The organism is Ruegeria sp. HKCCD7628 (assembly GCF_057221005.1).
Genome location: NZ_JBWVBA010000009.1, coordinates 47,045 through 65,266, shown reverse-complemented (window position 1 = coordinate 65,266; position 18,222 = coordinate 47,045). Strand labels below are relative to the sequence as shown.

The following is an 18,222-nucleotide window of genomic DNA, read 5'->3' as shown; positions in this document are numbered from 1 at the left end:
AACCTTAAAACAGGGCAACCCCGCAGATGTTCGACTCCGCGCCTTTGCTGCGAGATGTCTTTGGATTCGACGATTTCCGACCCGGTCAGGAAGAGATCGTCGACGCCGTGACGGCAGGCGAGAACGTTCTGGCCATCATGCCCACGGGTGGCGGTAAATCCCTTTGTTTCCAACTGCCTGCCCTGCTGCGCGACGGCGTGACGGTGGTGATTTCCCCCCTGATCGCCCTGATGCGCGATCAGGTGCGCGGGTTGCAAGAGGCCGGGGTTGAGGCTGGCGCGCTGACCTCGGGCAACACTCCCGAAGAAACCGATGCGGTCTGGGAGGCATTGGAGGCCGGGCGGCTGAAACTCCTATACATGGCCCCCGAACGTCTGGCCGCCGGGTCGGCTTTGGGAATGCTGCGCCGGATCAATGTCAGCCTTATTGCGGTGGACGAGGCGCATTGCGTCAGCCAATGGGGCCATGACTTCCGCCCCGATTACCTGCGGATCGGAGAGCTGCGGCGCGCGCTGAACGTCCCCTTGGCAGCCTTCACCGCCACAGCGGATGCCGAAACGCAGGATGAGATTGTCGAGAAACTGTTCGACGGCACCGCGCCCCGCAAATTTCTGCGCGGGTTTGACCGACCCAACATCCATCTGGCCTTTGCTGCCAAAGACGGGCCACGCAAACAGGTGCTGGATTTCGCCGCCGCGCGCAAAGGGCAATCCGGCATCGTCTATTGCGGCACCCGCAACAAGACCGAAGTGCTGGCGCAGGCCCTGCGCGCCGAGGGACACTCGGCCTGTCACTATCACGGCGGTATGGACCCCGAAGATCGCCGCATTGTCGAAACCCGCTTTGCGCGCGAAGATGGACTGATCGTGGTCGCGACCGTCGCCTTTGGTATGGGCATCGACAAACCCGACATCCGCTGGGTCGCCCATGCGGACCTGCCCAAATCCATCGAGGCATACTATCAGGAGATCGGCCGCGCGGGCCGCGACGGCGGCCCGGCCGAGACTCTGACCCTGTTTGGACCAGATGACATCCGCCTGCGCCGCTCGCAAATCGACGAAGGGCTGGCCCCGGCTGAACGGCGTATGGCCGACCATGCCCGTCTGAATGCTCTGCTTGGGTTGGCCGAGGCGCTGGTCTGTCGCCGTCAATCCCTGCTGGGCTATTTCGGCGAAAAGGCCGAGCCCTGCGGCAAATGCGATCTCTGCGACACCCCGCCCGAAGTGTTCGACGGCACCACCCCCGTCCGCATGGCCCTATCCGCGATCCTGCGCACCGAGGAATGGTTTGGATCGGGCCATCTGATCGACATCCTGCTGGCCAATGAAACCGACAAGGTCCGCGCGCGGCGGCACGACGCCCTGTCCACATGGGGCATTGGCAAGGACTGGTCCCGCCCGCAATGGCAGGCAATTTTCCGGCAGATGATGGGACATGATCTGGTCCGTCCCGATCCCGACCGCCACGGCGCGCTGCGCATGACCAAGGCCGCCAAGCCGATCCTGAAGGGCGAGGCGCAGATCAACCTGCGCAAGGACACGATCCGCAAAGCCACCCGGCGCCCCGCCGTCAAGGCTATGGTGGCCGAAGAAGACGCGCCGCTGCTGTCGGCGCTCAAGGCCAAACGCCGCGCGCTGGCAGAATCCCAACGGGTTCCGGCCTATGTCATCTTTCCCGACCGCACCCTCATCGAAATGGCGGAAACCCGCCCGATGACGCTGGACGATATGGCCCGGATCGTGGGTATTGGCGCGAAAAAGCTGGAACGCTATGGCGATACTTTCCTTGAGGTGATCGCGGGTGAGGCCGCCGCCCTGCACCCGGCCCGCCGCAAACTGGCCGGGCGCGATCAGGGCGAGATCTACGACCAGCTTCTGGCCGCACAGAATGACCTGACCCGCGGGCCGGATGGGATCGACAAACCGCTGACGTGTTCGGCCTCGCAACTGGCCAAGGTGGCCCAACTGCGGCCCGGCGATCAGCGCGGGCTGGAACAGGTGCTGGGCGACCGTCGTCACGAAAGGTTTGGCGCCGCCTTTCTGGACGTGCTGGAACAGGCGGGCTAAATACGCCCTATCAGGCAAGGAGTAAGGGCGGATATGCTGGTAGTGATTTCCCCGGCCAAGCGGCTGGACTGGGCCGAGCGCGATGTGACGGTCACTCAACCCGATTTTCAGGACGACGCGATCCGGCTGTCGAAAACCGCCCGCAACCTGACGCTGGGCGATCTGAAAAAGCTGATGGACCTCAGTGATGATCTGGCACGCCTGAACCGCGACCGCTATCGCGCCTTTTCTGATGCGCCCGAGGCCGATCTGACCCGCCCCGCAGCGCTGGCCTTTGCCGGTGACACCTATCAGGGGCTTGAAGCCGCATCTTTGGATGCCGACGAAATGGCATGGGCACAGGATCACCTGCGCATTCTGTCGGGGCTTTACGGCGTGCTGCGTCCGCTGGACGCCATTCAGGCCTATCGGCTTGAGATGGGCAGCAAGCTGAAAACCCGGCGCGGCAAGAACCTGTATGAATACTGGCGCGATCAGCTGAGCAAGGCTTTGAACGCGCAGGGCGCGCAGATCGGGTCGGACGTGCTGGTGAACTGCGCCAGTCAGGAATATTTCGGCGCGGTTGATCCACAAGCGCTGAAACTGCGGGTGATCACTCCTGTGTTCATGGAGGACAAGGCGGGCACCCCCAAGATCGTCAGCTTTTTCGCCAAGAAAGCGCGCGGGGCCATGGCTCGCTATATCATTCAGCACCGCCTAACCGATCCGGCTGGTCTGTTGGATTTCAACACTGGCGGATATGCCTATCGTCCCGACCTTTCGTCTGACGATAAACCGGTCTTTGTGCGCCCCTATTCGTCCTGATTCAGCATTGAAGGATCATAGGCTACCAACTCCACAGTGTTGCCCTCGGGGTCTTCGGTGAAAATCCCTCGCCACCCGATCCAGCCGAACTGCTCAACCCGGTAGGGTTGGCCCATTTTGTCATACCAGCGCATCACGGCCTCTTGCTCTTCGAACGGTAGCGACAGCGCGATGTGGTGCAGCGATGATCCGGCCCCTGTGGCAGGTCGGTCGGCACCGCTGGGGTGCAGCCCCGGTCGTGGGGCGGCAGCATGATGGAACAGGGCCAGCACCTGCGTATGACCTGAAAAGCCTTCGGCAATGCGGAAAAGGTGATGGCGCTGTTGTAGTCGCCGCTCAGGCGCTGCAGGCCGATGACGTCTTCGTAAAACGCCACCATCGCCGCCATATCAGCGCAGCGGATGGCGATCTCGCCCAAGGCGCGAGGGTGAAAGCCGCGGAGTTCAGTCATTGTGAAAGCCTAGCCCGGCACATGCGCATCGGCAATCAACGGGTGTGTCCCATCAGGTTGGTGGTTTTGGATCATCAGATGAATTTTCCGCTTTTGCAGCGGCTTGGTCAGATAATGGTCCAACCCCGCCGACAGGATACCCTGATCATCTCCTGCCATTGCATGCGCCGTCAGGGCGATGATGGGAACGTGGCGGCCTGTCTCAATCTCTCGTCGTCGGATTTCTGCCGTCGCCTGTTTGCCGTCCATGCCTGGCATAGATATGTCCATGAAAACAAGATCGGGGTCGAAGTCCTGATAAGCCTCAACAGCCTCAGTTCCGTTTGCTGCAAAGCGCAGATCGATGTTCAGATCTTTAACCATTTTTTGCAGGATCAATTGGTTGGTCCTGTTGTCTTCGGCGGCCAGAACCCGCATGAGCCGTTTTTGCGATCCGTTGGACAAGGAAGCCGCTATGGTTGTAACAGGCGGTACGTCATCCGTTTGCGCTGCGCGACCCAAAGCGGTCAGTCGCGAATAGAGTTCGGCTCTGGGTATGGGTTTCTGCAGAACACCTTCAATAAGATGGCGGGCTGGATTGGCGTGGATCATTGCTGGGTTGGCCGACATCAGGACAATGGGCAGGTCGTCCCGTCCCCGGTCCTTGAGTGTGGTGGCAAGCTCTAATCCATCCATGTCAGGCAGATCGTGATCGCACAGAATAAGTCCCACGCTGTCTTCAATCTTCGACAACGCTTCGCTGCCAGAGCTACAAACCGTTACCCGAGCCCCCAGACGACTGAACTGTTTGGCCAGGATGGCACGGTTTACAGCCATATCTTCGACCACGATGACGTGCCTCAGCCCCTCCGCCAGATCGGGCGGTTCGGGCTGGGGGCCTTCAATTGTCGGCAGAGAAATTCGGAACCCGAAGCACGAGCCCTCGCGTGGTTCACTTTCAACCCAGATCGTGCCACCCATCAAAGCGATCAACCGTTTAGTGATGGCCAGACCCAACCCTGTTCCTTCAAACTGCCGGTTGCGTTCATCCTCGACCTGGTTGAATTCACCAAAAATATGGTCAATTTTCTCGGCATCGATGCCTATCCCGGTGTCCTCGATTGCCACATGGATATCGCAGGTGCGCAGATCCGTATTGGGTACTCCTGTTACCCGAATGAGCACATGACCGTGTGACGTGAACTTGACTGCGTTGCCAACCAGATTGGTCAAAACCTGACGCACGCGCCCCGGATCACCCATGAAGAGAGTTGGCAGGAAAAGGTCGTAGTCGACCAGCAATGTCAGCCCCTTGTCCCGAACACTGGGCTGCAGCAGCATAGATACTTCCAGTATGCATCGCTCAAAATCGAATTGTTCGGGATGCAGGATCAGCTTGTCAGCTTCGATCTTCGAATAGTCCAAAACATCATTGATGATGACCAACAATGCCTCGCCCGAATTGCGGATAGTATTGAGATAGAGCCTTTGTTCTTCATCCAGTGGCGTTTCCGAAATCAGTTCGGTCATGCCCACGATACCATTCATCGGGGTTCTGATTTCGTGGCTCATATTTGCCAAAAACGCAGACTTTGCGCGGTTTGCGGCTTCAGCCCTTTCACGTGCGGCTTTCAGCTCGGCCTCGTGTCGGACCGACGCAGAAATGTTCAGCGCCAGGCTGACCACGTCCCCCCCGTTGCCGCGCTGGTCAATCAGTTTGAAGTAGTGGCCGTTCCAAAGGCGAATAATTTCAGGCTCGGGGTTCGTTTTCGCCCACCTGGCCTGCATTCGCCGTATCCAATCGCACGCATCTTCATCGCCAAGATCAATCAATCCCTCGGTCGTGAGAATTTCCAGAATACGGGGATAGGCGATACCGGGCGCAACCTCGTCAATACCTTCGAACACACTCAGGTAGGCCGTGTTCGCTCCGATCAGGCGATTGTCGCCATCGAAAAACGCAAACCCGTCATGGAATGTCTGTATCGAATGCCACAGCCGACGCTCGGCCACTTCGATCTTGGCATTGGCCAGCGTCAGATCAGATTTGACCTTTTCGTTCTCATCGCGAACGGTCTCAACCTCGGCCTGCGTTTCGCCAATACGTTTGGTCAGGGCCATCGCGTGCAAGCCAAGTTTGCGATTGGCCGCCGACAGCTCGGCCTGTTTCATCTCAAGCAACCGTTCGGCAGCCAGCCGCGCGCGTCTTTCCTGTGCCAGTTTTGTTGCAAGACTCATCCGTGACGATCCCAAAGCATTTCCAACCCAGCATCGCGGCAGAGCGTGAAGAAGTGTTTAAGCCGTCACCTGAGCAGCTGATCGTGGATCAGGGATTGGATGAAACCTAAGGAGCTTCATGCCGCGCACAGAAAATTGTCAGCCATCGGCCCTGTCGCTCGACGCTGTCAGAATGCGTAACAGACGGCCAGATCGGTTTGCCCAAGCTTGCATGCCAAATACTCTGACCACCCTGTTGCCAGCGGGCGGAACGACGCTCGGTGCTCTGACCAAACGGGGCCTTGTCGTCAGAGACTTCGGGATCAACGCCGCCCTTCGCGCATCCATCCACCAATCAGGAAACCGCCAGCCAACAGCAAAACCAACCATGGCGGCAACAATCCGGCCTGAGTCACATCCCGCGTTTCATAAGCGTTGCGCGGCGTCAGGCCGATCCAACCGCGACCCGAGGCCGGTCGACCGGCCCGCACATTGCGGATTGACGGCATACCATCCTCGATCCGGATGGTGCCTCCGCGCAGCTCCGCCAGAATAGGGTCCAGCACCTCCGAGGTGGCAATCGTGCGCTCGAACTCTTTTGGCGCGGCCGGGCCAAGGCCGATCACCGCCGAGTGCTCACCCTCCTGCAAACGGTAAAGGCCAATCTCGGGCCCGTAATATTGCGCTTCGAACCGACCGGGTGAGACCTCGTCCAATGTCACCTCAAGCGTTTCGCCATTGGGTTGCGTGACAGTGACCGGGCCAACTTCATCTTCCAAAGTCTGGCGAATAATGCGCATGACTTGGCCGTTGGCTTCGGCCCACAGGGCCTCTTCTTCCAGCTCGGGCTCTTTCATCATCCAATGCGCCAGACGGCGCAACAGTTCTAACTGCGGCCCGCCGCCTTCGAAACCGCGACTCCACAGCCAGGCGTGATCCGAGGCCAGCATGGCCACGCGACCCTCGCCCACCCGGTCCAGCACCAACAATGGCCGGTCTTCCACTCCGGTCATCAGCACGTCACCCTTGCGTTGCTTGACGTCGATCTGGCGTAACCACGCCCCCCATTGATCCGAGTCGCCCAAATCGGTCGTCACCGGATGCCTGCGACCCAGATCACTTACCATCGGAACAAACCGCTCCTCGATCACACGCGCGGTCGGCTGTGCGGGAAGTATGGGCGCAAGCGGAGATCGAAAGATACTGTCGGCGCTGGCAAAATCCGGCCCCGCGGCGATCAGCACAGCGCCACCTTCGTTGATATAGTTGCTGACATTGTCCAGATAGATCGCCGGAAGAATGCCGCGACGCTTGTAGCGGTCAAAGATGATCAGGTCGAAATCGTTGATCTTCTCGAGAAACAGCTCGCGCGTTGGAAAAGCGATCAGCGAAAGTTCGTCAACCGGTACACCGTCCTGTTTCTCGGGTGGGCGCAGAATGGTGAAATGCACCAGATCAACCGAGCTGTCGGATTTCAGCAGGTTCCGCCAAGTCCGCCCGCCGGGGTGCGGCTCGCCCGAGACCAGCAGCACCCGCAACCGGTCGCGCACACCGTTCATTTGGATCAGCGCTGTATTGTTGCGGTCGGTCAGCTCGCCCTCGGCCTGTGGTACCGTGAACTGCAGAACATTGCGCCCGCCATGGGGCAGCGTGATGGGCAACTCGACATCGACACCGATGGGAATGGTAAAATGCTCTGCCTCGGCGCCATCGACCGAGATTTCTAGCGGGGCGGTTGCCGCACCCGCCGGAGCGGCACCGCTGTCTTCGACCCGCAATGTCAGGGTGACGGGCTCGCCGATAATGGCAAAGGCCGGAGCGTTACGAACGATCAGACGACGATCCCAATCATCGGCACGTCCCGTCTGCAAAAGGTGCATTGGCGCAGGAAGGTCCGGCGCCTGCTCTGCGTCGTGGATGATACCGTCCGAGACGACCAGAATGCCCGCAATTCTGGCGCGGGGCTCTTCGGCCAGCGCTTCGTTCAGCGCAGCCATGACCTGAGTACCCTCGTCGCCCTCACCGTCGCCAACTTTGATACGACGCAGTTCGGTGTTGTCGCGAGACTCGATCTCGGCGGCCAGATTATCGGCGGTTTGGACCGTTTGTTCAGCCCGGTCCGACAAAGTCTGGCTGGCGCTTTCGTCTTCGATCATCAATACGATGTCGGTCAGCGGAGCGCGATCTTCGACCTGATAAACGGGCCCAGTCAATGCCGCGACCACCACCAGCGCCGCCAAACCACGCAACGCCCAGCCCGACAGCCCACGCCACAGGGCCAACGCCACACCCGCCACGGCAATGGCAGCCACAACAGCCAAAACCGTCCACGGGATCAACGGGTCAAAAAGTACGGTTCCGGTCATTGTCCCAACCTGTCCAACAGCGCAGGTACATGTACCTGATCCGATTTGTAGTTTCCGGTCAGCACATGCATCACCAGATTGACCCCGAAGCGGTTGGCCAGCTCACGCTGACGTTCCCCAGCATAGCCGCGCCCAACGGGCAAAAGCGCCTGACCATTTCGATCCACGGCCCATGCCCCGGCCCAGTCATTGCCGCCGATCACCACAGGCGTCACATTGTCGTTGAGGTTCCTGAACGGCATCCCGTCGATCTGCTCAGCATCCAGCGGTGCAGACTCGACCCAAACATCCGTGCTTGCATACCGACCGGGAAAATCCTGCAGCAGATAGAAGGTCCTCGTCAGCACATGGTCACGGGGAATAGGTTCGAGCGATGGGATGTTCAGCGGTCCTGCCAGTTGCTGCAACTTGCGGCCATTGGGACTGGCGGCGCCGAACCGCGCCACATCTGAATCGCGCGTGTCAAACAGGATCATCCCGCCCGACCGCAAATAGGCGTTCAGCTTGGAATATGCCTCGGCCGAGGGTTGCGGTTGATCCGGAGTGATCGGCCAGTAGAGCAACGGGAAAAAGGCTAGCTCATCACGTTCCAGATCCACTCCGATTGGGTCGGCCGGTTCGACCGATGTGCGGTAGAACAGCGTCTGCGCCAGCCCGCGCATGCCCGCGCCTGCGATATCGTCAACCTCTGCGTTGCCGGTCAACACATGCGCCAGCACCAGCTCGGTCGTGGCATTCAAGGCAAACTCGGTATCTTCTGGCGTCTGCGCCTGCGCGTCGGGGGCAATCAGCACAGCGCCCAGCGCCACAGCCGCAGCGCGCGCCAATCCCAGACGTCCTGACAGCGCAAGTGACGCTATAACATCCAACGTCAGCAGCAAAAGCGCGAGGCTAAGGAGTATGCCGCCGATCGGGGTCTCGCTACTGATCTCTTGCCCCTTGATCGGCACATCAGCTGGCCAGGAAATAGGGGTCAGAGCCGCATCCTCGGTCAGAACGTTAAGCGCCAGCTTTTGTTTACCACTTTCATACAGCCCCGGACGCAGATCCGGGCCGATCTGGCCCGAGACAAGATCGACACCGTCCACACCGGACAGGTTGCCTGCATCCGTTAGGGTACCAAAGCCGTCCATTACCTGAATCGGCTCCCACGTGGTGCCCTGCAACTGTGACTCTTGCCGTGACTTGGCCGCCGACGCGACCGCCAGACGGTCCAGCATTTCGACGAACAGACCCGACAGCGGCAGGCTGGACCATTCCGCATCTGCAGTCACATGAAACAGCACCACCTGCCCCAGACCCAAAGCCTTGCGTGTCACCAGCGGTGTGCCATCCGAAAGCGAGGCAATCACCCGATCCGCCAGATTAGGGTCGGGTTGGGCCATTACTTGCGTGGTCACCGAAACGTCCGACGGCACCTCGAGCCCGTAAAAGGGCGATTCTTCCGGGAACGGAGCCAGCCCCTTGGCCTCGCCCCAGCTCATCGCACCTCCGACCGAGCGGCCCCCGCTGCGCAGGCGCACCGGCAGCAAAGCATCCTCGGCGTCGCGACCCAGATCGCTGGCGGCCATACGTGGCCCGGCAAAGCGCAACAGCAACCCGCCCTGTTCAACCCATTCGACCACGGCCTCTTGCTCACCCGCGGACAGTTTCGCCACATCAGCCAGAACGATCACGTCCGGGTTGGCGGGCAAAACGTCCAGCAAACCACCCTCGACGAAATCTGCCGTTGGGATCAGCACCTGCGTCAGGTAGTGCAGCGGTGACAACAGCTCGAGCCCTTCGCGGTTCAAGGTGCCGGCGATCAGGGCAACTTCGCGTCGCCGCAGGCTGTCATCGGTCAGTGTCAAAGCGCCGGCCGAGCGTTGGCCCTGGATTTCGAACCGCGTGATGCGGGCGCGCAACTCGGACGGTAAGGAAAGATCGACCTGGGCCTGTGTTTCACCGCTGTCGAACGTCATATCCACCGACTGCAGAACACGCATCGCACCGGCTGGATCGCGGCCCTGTGCTAGAACAGAGATTTCCTCAGCCGGTCCGGCCTCAGACCGTTGCGCGGTCAGTTGTATAAGCCCGTCCTGATAAGACGCCGGCAGGATCGCAAATACAGGCGAGGCAGACTGATACACCGTCACTTCGCCCCGCCGCTGCAACTCTGCAAGGATCGCGTCATACCCGTCATAGTCCAATCGGTCGCTGAACCAATGCGTATCGAACCCGCCATCTAGCTGGTTCAACGCAGCAGCGCTTTGTTCTATCTGGATCTCGGTTGGCTGCCACGGGGCGGGCGCCAGACCGGGCAACCTGCCGCGCCAGTCTTCGGCAGACTGGAACACCGGCATCTCAGGTTGGGTCAGGCTCAGGATTGCAACGGTCCGCCCAGCGCGCCCAGCCTCAGCCAGTTGCGCATCGATCTGGTCCAGCGTCGACGACCACTGCGTGGCCCCGGCCCAACTGGCATCCAGCACCAACATCAACGGTCCTGACCCGGCTTGATCACGCGAGGGGTTCAGAACCGGACCTGCAAGCCCGATGATGATCGCCGCAGCTGCCAGCATTCGCAACAGCAATAGCCACCAGGGTGTCCGATCCGAGACGCTTTCTTCATCTTTCAAGCCCAGCAGCAACGTCACCGCCGGGAACAACCGACGGATCGGCGCAGGTGGCACAGCACGCAGGATCAGCCACAGGATCGGCAAGGTCAGCAAACCCAGCAGCACCCAAGGCGCAGTAAAGCCAATACCCGCCAAAACCGTCATACAGACCCCCGATCCAACGCACGATAGAGCCACAGCAGAGCCGCCTGCGCGCTGTCACCCGTGTGGTGCAACCCAAGCTGCCAGCCAGTCGCGCGACACAACTGCGTCAGCGCGTCCTTGCGTCTGGCAAGCCGATCCAGATAGCGGTCGCGCAGCTCTCCGGCTTTCAATGTCTCGTGGCGGGTCGTGCCGCCGACGCTTTCGAATATGGTCCGACCGCGATAGGGAAAACTTTCCTCGTTTGGGTCCAGAACCTGCAACAGAACACCGCGCACGCCCCGGTCGGCAGCCTTGGTCAGGGCCAGTTCGACCTCATCCATCGGTCCGAGAAAATCGGAAATGAACACAGCCCGCGCATGTGGGATCATGGCGCGGTGTTCGGGCGGCGCATAATCGGCCTCGGCATCTTCGGACCAGGCCTGCGCCAGCCGCACGATCTGTGCGTTGCCGCGCCGTGGCGGTAGGGTGGTGCCGGTCAGGCCCACGCGTTCTCCGCCTCGCACCAGTAGGATGGCCGTGGCCAGCCCCAGCAGACGCGCACGGTCGGCCTTGGTAGGGTGGTTATTGTCAGACGCAAATCGCATCGAGGCCCCCTGATCGACCCACAGCATCACCGATTGCGCAATCTGCCATTCGCGTTCGCGCACAAACTGCTGATCCCCGCGCGCCGAGCGGCGATGGTCGATCATCCGGCGACTGTCCCCGATCTGGGCCGGGCGGTACTGCCAGAAATCATCACCCAGCCCCGAACGCCTACGCCCGTGATCGCCCAGCAGAACGGTTCCGGCCAGATGCTCAGCCCGCGCCAACAGCGGCGGCAGCCGAGACGCCTCGGCCTCGGATCTTTCACGAAGGGTCAGCGCAGCATTCACGCCGCAGCCTCGGTGCGGATCAAGCCGGCAGCGGTGCTTTCGATCAGATCAGCAAGGCTGTCCCCGCGCGCCCGGGCGGCAAAGTTCAGCGCCATCCGGTGGCTGAGCACAGGGCGCGCCATATCCAAGACGTCCTCGGCATTCGGGGCCAACCGCCCTTGCAGCATTGCGCGCGCGCGCACTGTCATCATCAGCGCCTGCGCCGCACGTGGACCCGGCCCCCAAGCGACCGTTTCCGCCACACGTTCGGACACGCCAGCCTCATCCGGGCGGAAGGCGCGCACCAGATCGAGGATCAGCTCAACCACCGAATCTCCGACGGGCATGCGCCGCAACAGAACCTGAGCGGCTAGCAATTCCTCTTTGGTGAAAATCTCATGCGCGTCATCTTCTTCGACGCCCGTGGTGGCCAGCAGAATGTCACGTTCGGTCTGGCGATCGGGGTATTCCACGTCGATCTGCACAAGGAACCGGTCCAACTGCGCCTCGGGCAGCGGATAGGTGCCTTCCTGCTCAATCGGGTTCTGCGTCGCCAATACATGAAAGGGCGTACCCAGCGAGCGATCCTCGCCCGCCACTGTCACTGTTCGCTCCTGCATCGCTTGCAGCAGCGCCGATTGCGTCCGGGGACTGGCGCGGTTGATCTCATCCGCCATCAGCAGTTGGCAAAAGATCGGACCAGAAATGAACCGGAAATGGCGGCTGCCATCTTCAGCGGTATCCAGAACTTCGGACCCCAGAATATCAGCAGGCATCAGGTCCGGTGTGAACTGGATGCGGTTGCCATGCAGGCCCATCACGGTCGACAGCGTTTCAACCAGTCGCGTCTTACCCAGACCGGGCAGACCGATCAGCAACGCATGCCCGCCGCACAGCAGCGCGGTCAGGGTCAGGTCCACGACCCTCTCCTGTCCGATAAAGCGACGGGTGATCGAGGCCTTCGCCTCTTGCAGTTTCGATTCCAGCGCTTCGATCTCGGACACGAGGTCGGCAGGTTCGGTCATGACTTTCCCTTCCGTGGACTATTATAAGCAGAGTGTATCGCGCTGAGAGGAAATGGCAAAAGCAATGAGCGGACAAAAACCTGTGACCCCGTCACCAGATGGCATTGAAGCATCAGTCAAAGCTGCCAAAACGCGGGGTTTGCCGCCGGTTCACCTTTGGAATCCTCCGTTTTGTGGCGATCTGGACATTCATGTCGCCAAAGATGGCTCTTGGTCTTATCTAGGGTCGCCGATCAACAGGTTCGAGCTTGTGAAGCTGTTTTCGTCAATTCTTAAGAAAGAAGACGGGAAATATTACCTCGTCACCCCGGTCGAGAAGGTGGGAATCACTGTCGAGGACGTGCCTTTCGTAGCCGTCGATTTCGAGGTCGAGGGCAGCGGCCAGACGCAAAAGCTGACATTCACCACACATGTGGGCGACACGGCAGTCGCAGGTGCCGACCATCCGCTCCGGATTGTCATTGATACCGAAACAGAGGAGCCTGCCCCCTATATATTGGTACGCGCAAACCTAGAGGCGCGGATCGACCGCAAAAGCTTTTACCGGCTGGTCGACATCGCCGAGCATAGTGGTGAGTGGTTCGGCGTCTGGTCCGGCGGGCAGTTTTTTCCTCTGATCCGCTCGGATGATCTACCGGATTAGGCCGCCTGCGCCTGACGCTCTTGTGCCAGGATCACGGCCACTGCCACGATCCCCGCGCCCAGCGCGCGGGTCCAGTTCCACTCCTCGCCCAGCACCAGCATGATCAGCATCACGTAAAATGGCGCGATGTTGATGTGGAATGAGGCCAGCGCCACGCCGATCTTGCCCACGGACGCGATGAAAAACACCTGACTCAACCCCATGGAGATCAGCGCATAAATCACCAGCATCCCCGCCTGCTGCATGTCGAGTGCGGTGGTAGGCATCACCTCCATCCCCATCTGCGCGGCACCGGCGAACAACACGGCAGCGGTTCCCAGCCCCCCGACAAAGGTGATGGTGCTGCGCCCTGTCTGGCTGAGATCGGGGAAATCCCGCGCAATCGCCATGCTGGCCCAGCAGAACAGGCCCGTGGACGCAATGGCGCAAACCGCACCCAAGCCCAGCTGCGCCGGGGCCACCGCGCTGGTGGCAATTAAACCACCGACAATCGACACGATCACGCCCAACGCAAAATTCCACCGCAGCCGCCGTGCGCCCGTCGCCACTTCTAATACCGTTGCGAACAAGGGCGCGCAGGATGCAATGATCGCCACGGTCACGGGATCGGTCAGCTTCTGCGCGAGGATGATCAGGAACATTGCCACGCCCAGCGTGCCGCCGACCCGCATCGCATGACCCCAACGTGCTCGCAGCACACGGGTCGGGCCGTCAAACAGCACCCAGATCGGCACCATAACCAGCACCGCCAACGCCAGCCGCGCCACCAGCAACGCGACCGGAGGCCAGCTTTGCAGCAGCACCTCAGCCGCCGGAAACCCAGCCGCCCACGTCAACATACTGGCGACCGCCAAGCCATTGCCCGATAAGGCAGAACTGCGCCCGGCAGACACAGAGAGGGCGTTCCCGCGCACGGGGTCAGGGCTCATCGCCATGGTGTCAGACCTTCTGTTGGATCGGCGACCGGAAATGATTCGCCGCATTGTCCCGAATGTCTCTGATCCGCGCCGGGCGTTCTGGCCGATTTTCGACAATCTGTCGTTTTCAAGCCCTTTCACCGCCAAACCCGGCCCGCTAAGGTCCAGCCACCATCAAACCGGGTCTGATCATGCCGAAATTTGCCGCCAATATCTCATTGCTGTTCGCCGAACTGCCCTATCTCGACCGGTTCCAAGCAGCGGCTGAGGCCGGGTTCAAAGCCGTCGAAATCCTGTTTCCCTATGATTTGGCCGCCAAGGAAACCCGCCGCGCCCTACTGGCCAATGGGCTTGAACTTGTGCTGATCAACGCACCACCTCCCAACTATACCGGCGGGCAGCCGGGCTATGCGGCCGTACCAGGCGGCGAAGGGCGATTTCAGTCCGATATCCGCCGGGTGATACGCTATGCGGAAGTGCTGAAACCGGGGCTGATCCACATCATGTCGGGCTATTCTTCGGGCCCTTTTGCGCTTGAAACGTTTGTGCGTAACCTGCAATGGGCCGCCGATGCCGCGCCACAGCAGCAGTTCACGATCGAGCCGCTGAACCCTGTCTCGCAACCGGATTACTTCCTGAACGACTACGCGCTTGCCGCCGAGGTTCTGACCCAGGTGGATCGCCCGAATATAGGCCTGCAATATGACAGCTTTCACGCGCATATGATCCATGGCGACGCGCTGGAAATCTGGAACCGCTATCGCCCACATGTTGTTCATGCTCAGATCGGTGCCGCGCCGAACCGGGCTGAACCGGGCAAAGGCCCAACGGACTTCGTGGCCCTGTTCGCGGCAATGGACCAACATGGGTACACAGGTTGGGTCAGTGCCGAATACACCCCGTCCACGCAAAATTCCGCAGACAGTCTTGGTTGGATGACTCCGTAACTCTGGATTCTTGACAAAAAATCCAGCAAATGAAGAACGTCTCGACTTCGAAAGCGCCTTCAATGATACCAGCCCGTTTCGCCCACGCCCTTTTCGGTCTGATCATGTCAGGACTGATGTCCTGTATCGTTACAGGTATCGCAACCGTCAAGGCAGTTGGTTTTGGTCCCACCACCCTGGGTGACTGGTTCGGGTCCTGGGCCTTTTGTTGGCCCATCGCATTTCTTGTTATTCTAAGCCTTGGACCTTTCGTCAAACGTATGGTCGAAGGTTGGGTCAAGACGCAGGATTGACCCGCTGCAAAGAGGGCCCGCCGGGCCCGATGAGCAGCGCGCACTTAATGCGCTTCGGCCCAGTTGGCGCCCTGCCCGGCATCGACACTCAACTTGACATCCAGTTTAACGGCGGGATCCGATGCTCCCTCCATCACGTCGCGCGCCACACCGATCACCTGATCCACCGCATCCTCGGCCACTTCGAACAGCAATTCGTCATGCACCTGTAGCAGCATCTTGGCAGGCAGCCCATTGATGGCGTCCGGCATCCGCACCATCGCCCGCCGGATCACATCTGCTGCTGTCCCCTGAATCGGTGCGTTGATCGCCGCTCGACGCGAGAACCCGGCATGCGGCCCCTTGGCATTGATCTCGGGCGTGTGGATTTTACGGCCAAACAACGTCTGCACATAGCCATGCTCTTTGGCGAACGCGACGGTGTCGTCCATATAGGCTCTGATACCCGGGAACCGCTCAAAATACCGATCGATGAAACCCTGCGCCTCGGCGCGTGGAATGCGCAAGTTGCGCGCCAAACCAAAACCCGAGATGCCGTAAATCACGCCAAAGTTGATCGCCTTAGCCTGGCGGCGGATATCAGGCGTCATCTCATCCAGCGGCACGTCGAACATCTCGGACGCGGTCATGGCGTGAATGTCCAGACCATCGGCAAAGGCCTGTTTCAACGCCGGTATCTCAGCGATATGAGCCAGAATGCGCAGCTCGATCTGGCTGTAGTCGAGGCTGACCATCACATTACCCGGCTCGGCGATAAAGGCCTCGCGGATGCGGCGACCTTCTTCGGTGCGCACCGGAATGTTCTGCAGGTTCGGATCGGTCGAGGCCAGACGTCCCGTGTTGGCCCCCGTGATCGAATACGACGTGTGCACCCGGCCTGTATCCGGGTTGATATGGGTTTGCAGCGCATCCGTGTAGGTCGATTTCAACTTTGAAAGCTGCCGCCAATCCAGCACGCGACGGGGCAACTCGTGTTCGGTGGCGAGGTCTTCCAGAATGTCCGCCCCGGTCGAATACTTCCCGGTCTTGCCTTTCTTACCGCCCTCAAGCCCCATCTTGTCGAACAGGATCTCACCCAGTTGCGCGGGCGAACCGACATTGAAGTTCTCTCCCGCCAATTCGTGGATTTCAGCCTCTAACCCGGCCATTTTCTGCGCAAAAGCGTTAGACATGCGGGACAGCACATCGCGGTCCACCTTGATGCCATGCATCTCCATCTCTTTGAGAACCGGCACCAGCGGGCGTTCGAGCGTCTCATAAACCGTCGTCACCTGCACCTGATGCAGTTGCGGTTTGAACAGCTTCCACAGGCGCAGGGTGATATCCGCATCCTCGGCGGCGTAAGCCGTCGCCTCGTCAATCGGCACCTTGTCGAAAGTGATGGCCGATTTGCCGGACCCCAGCAGCGGTTTGATCGGAATCGGCGTGTGATTCAGGTAACGCTCGGACAGCGTATCCATCCCATGCCCGTGCTCACCGCCATGCATCGCATAAGACATCAGCATCGTGTCGTCGATCGGCGCCACTTCTACGCCATAACGCGCGAAAATCTTGGCGTCGTATTTCATGTTCTGCCCGATCTTCAGGATCGAGGCGTCCTGAAGCATCGGTTTGAGCAAAGTTAGAGCCTCATCCAACGGCATCTGCCCCTCGGCCAGTGCATCCGACCCGAAAAGATCATCAGCGGCCCCATCGCGGTGGGTCAGCGGGATGTAGCAGGCCTCGCCCGCCGTGACACACAGAGAAATGCCCACCAGATCGGCGATCATTTCGTTCAATCCGGTGGTCTCAGTATCGACAGCCACCCAGCCGGTTTCATAGGCCCGGTCGATCCACGCCTGCAGCGCCGCCGCATCGCGCACACATTCGTATTTCGAGGCGTCAAAGGGGATATCCTCAGCCTCGGTCACCACTTCGGGCGCAGGCGCATCAGCGATCACCGGAGCCTCGGCCCCCAGCTTGTCGGCAATGCGTTTGGTGAGGGTGCGGAACTCCATATCCGCCAGGAACCCCAGCAGGGTTTCGGGGTCGGGGTCCTGCACCTCCAAATCGTCCAGCGTGAAATCCAGCGGCGTGTTTTCGTCCAACTGCACCAGTTTCTTCGACAGCTCGATCTGGTCGCGCTTTTCGATCAGGGTCTGGCGGCGTTTGGGCTGCTTGATCTCTTCAGCGCGATCCAGCAGGGTCTCCAGATCGCCATATTCATTGATCAGCAAGGCGGCGGTCTTGACCCCGATCCCCGGCGCGCCGGGCACGTTATCTACGCTGTCGCCTGCCAGCGCCTGCACATCAACCACGCGTTCGGGACCCACACCGAACTTCTCGAACACGCCATCCTTGTCGATACGTTTGTTCTTCATCGCGTCCAGCATCTCAACGCCGCCGCCCACAAGCTGCATCAGGTCTTTGTCCGAGCTGACAATAGTCACCCGCCCCCCAGCCTCGCGCGCCTGCACGGCCAGCGTGGCGATGATGTCATCGGCCTCATAGCCTTCCAACTCTTTGCAGGCGATGTTGAAGGCGCGGGTCGCCTCGCGGGTCAGGGGCATCTGCGGGCGTAGATCTTCGGGCATGGCCTCGCGGTTGGCCTTGTATAGGTCATAGAGATCGTTGCGGAACGTGTGTGACCCCTTGTCGAAGATCACCGCCACATGGGTCGGCGCATCCGGCCCCGCGTTCCCTTCGACATATTTCTGCAGCATGTTGCAGAAACCTGACACCGCGCCAATTGGCAAACCATCCGACTTACGTGTCAGCGGAGGCAGCGCGTGATAGGCCCTGAAAATAAAGGCCGATCCGTCGATCAGATGCAGGTGACATCCTTTTCCGAAGTTGCTCATGCGCGCTCTCCCTGTCGGTCAGGGGACGTTGTGCCACAGGGCCGCTCATGTGGCCAGTCAAGAA

General features: G+C 60.3%; 13 protein-coding genes. 5 read left to right on the top strand and 8 right to left on the bottom strand.

All coding sequences use genetic code 11. The annotated features are described in order from the left end of the window. The first annotated feature begins 26 nt into the window (after nucleotides 1-26). Nucleotides 27-2,066, top strand: coding sequence for a DNA helicase RecQ (gene recQ / locus AC2TAD_RS17070; protein ID WP_480869081.1), 2,040 nt, complete (start codon nucleotides 27-29; stop codon nucleotides 2,064-2,066). Between the two features lie 33 nt (nucleotides 2,067-2,099). Then, entirely contained in the window at nucleotides 2,100-2,870 is a 771-nt protein-coding gene (yaaA, locus tag AC2TAD_RS17065) for a peroxide stress protein YaaA (protein WP_480869080.1), read from the top strand. Here the strand turns inward: yaaA and AC2TAD_RS17060 are convergent. From AC2TAD_RS17060 to AC2TAD_RS17035, 6 genes are all read right to left on the bottom strand, one after another. Next, nucleotides 2,858-3,142 carry a VOC family protein gene (locus AC2TAD_RS17060; RefSeq protein WP_353392909.1) on the bottom strand — a complete coding sequence of 95 codons (285 nt, stop codon included), beginning with the start codon at nucleotides 3,140-3,142 and terminating at the stop codon, nucleotides 2,858-2,860. The genes yaaA and AC2TAD_RS17060 overlap by 13 nt on opposite strands. Nucleotides 3,143-3,330: 188 nt before the next feature. Then, nucleotides 3,331-5,538, bottom strand: a complete 2,208-nt coding sequence (locus AC2TAD_RS17055; RefSeq protein ID WP_480869079.1) for a response regulator — start codon at nucleotides 5,536-5,538, stop codon at nucleotides 3,331-3,333. Nucleotides 5,539-5,840: 302 nt separating this feature from the next. Next, a complete protein-coding gene (locus tag AC2TAD_RS17050; RefSeq protein ID WP_480869078.1) occupies nucleotides 5,841-7,883 on the bottom strand; it encodes a hypothetical protein in 2,043 nt (680 codons plus the stop codon). Next, a complete protein-coding gene (locus AC2TAD_RS17045) occupies nucleotides 7,880-10,642 on the bottom strand; it encodes a DUF4159 domain-containing protein (protein WP_480869077.1) in 2,763 nt (920 codons plus the stop codon). The genes AC2TAD_RS17050 and AC2TAD_RS17045 overlap by 4 nt, the downstream gene beginning before the upstream one ends. Then, nucleotides 10,639-11,514, bottom strand: a complete 876-nt coding sequence (locus AC2TAD_RS17040; protein WP_480869076.1) for a DUF58 domain-containing protein — start codon at nucleotides 11,512-11,514, stop codon at nucleotides 10,639-10,641. Before AC2TAD_RS17040 ends, AC2TAD_RS17045 begins: the two co-directional genes overlap by 4 nt. Beyond that, nucleotides 11,511-12,518: an AAA family ATPase gene (locus tag AC2TAD_RS17035; protein WP_170755170.1), complete on the bottom strand. Its 1,008-nt coding sequence runs from the start codon at nucleotides 12,516-12,518 to the stop codon at nucleotides 11,511-11,513. The genes AC2TAD_RS17040 and AC2TAD_RS17035 overlap by 4 nt, the downstream gene beginning before the upstream one ends. A 52-nt stretch (nucleotides 12,519-12,570) precedes the next feature. Between AC2TAD_RS17035 and AC2TAD_RS17030 the strand changes: the two genes are divergently transcribed. Further along, the gene (locus tag AC2TAD_RS17030; RefSeq protein ID WP_480869075.1) at nucleotides 12,571-13,161 is read left to right on the top strand and encodes a DUF1285 domain-containing protein; all 591 of its coding nucleotides are present in this window, start codon (nucleotides 12,571-12,573) and stop codon (nucleotides 13,159-13,161) included. Here AC2TAD_RS17030 and AC2TAD_RS17025 read toward each other — a convergent pair. Further along, nucleotides 13,158-14,096, bottom strand: a complete 939-nt coding sequence (locus tag AC2TAD_RS17025) for a DMT family transporter (RefSeq protein WP_480869074.1) — start codon at nucleotides 14,094-14,096, stop codon at nucleotides 13,158-13,160. The genes AC2TAD_RS17030 and AC2TAD_RS17025 overlap by 4 nt on opposite strands. Nucleotides 14,097-14,269: 173 nt before the next feature. On the opposite strand from AC2TAD_RS17025, the gene AC2TAD_RS17020 reads away from it, so the two are divergent. Further along, nucleotides 14,270-15,025, top strand: coding sequence for a hydroxypyruvate isomerase family protein (locus AC2TAD_RS17020; RefSeq protein WP_480869073.1), 756 nt, complete (start codon nucleotides 14,270-14,272; stop codon nucleotides 15,023-15,025). Nucleotides 15,026-15,087: 62 nt separating this feature from the next. Next, on the top strand, nucleotides 15,088-15,318 hold the full coding sequence (locus tag AC2TAD_RS17015) for a DUF2798 domain-containing protein (RefSeq protein WP_170356052.1): 231 nt from the start codon (nucleotides 15,088-15,090) through the stop codon (nucleotides 15,316-15,318). A gap of 44 nt (nucleotides 15,319-15,362) precedes the next feature. Here AC2TAD_RS17015 and polA read toward each other — a convergent pair whose 3' ends face one another. Further along, nucleotides 15,363-18,158: a DNA polymerase I gene (gene polA / locus AC2TAD_RS17010; RefSeq protein WP_170355839.1), complete on the bottom strand. Its 2,796-nt coding sequence runs from the start codon at nucleotides 18,156-18,158 to the stop codon at nucleotides 15,363-15,365. Nucleotides 18,159-18,222 lie beyond the last annotated feature (64 nt).